At 51.1% G+C, this 446-nt stretch carries 1 protein-coding gene; it reads right to left on the reverse strand.

The annotated features are described in order from the left end of the window. A partial coding sequence (locus ACFWW2_RS05465) for a hypothetical protein (protein ID WP_393926755.1) occupies window positions 1-446 on the reverse strand: 446 nt, incomplete at both ends.

Here is a 446-nt window from a genome sequence, read left to right on the forward strand (position 1 = left end):
AATACTCGGGCTACCTTGAGTGCCATTGGCAAATTCATTGACCAGGAACTCACTGACGATCTCGTTACCATCCGCACCAAAAATACGGGCTTTGATGGCAGAATTGGACGTATCGCCTTGCTGCCCGTCTTCAGACTGCCAGGTGACAACGAAGTGACCATTGGCGAGGGCTGTAATGCTCGGACTGCCTTGACGGCCATTGGTAAACTCATTGATCAGGAATTCGCTGACAATCTCAACGCCATCCGCATCAAAAATGCGGGCCTTGATGGCAGAGAGAGACGTATCGCCTTGCTGCCCATCATGAGACTGCCAGGTGACAACAAAATGGCCATTGGCGAGGGCTGTTACACTTGGGTCGATTTGCGCGCTATTGGTGAATTCATTGACCAGGAACTCACTGATGCCAACAAAATCATGACCTGCGGCAGGTGGGGTGTTCATAA

The sequence above is a fragment of the Yoonia sp. R2-816 genome, from assembly GCF_046762905.1.
In the GTDB taxonomy this organism is placed as follows: domain Bacteria; phylum Pseudomonadota; class Alphaproteobacteria; order Rhodobacterales; family Rhodobacteraceae; genus Yoonia.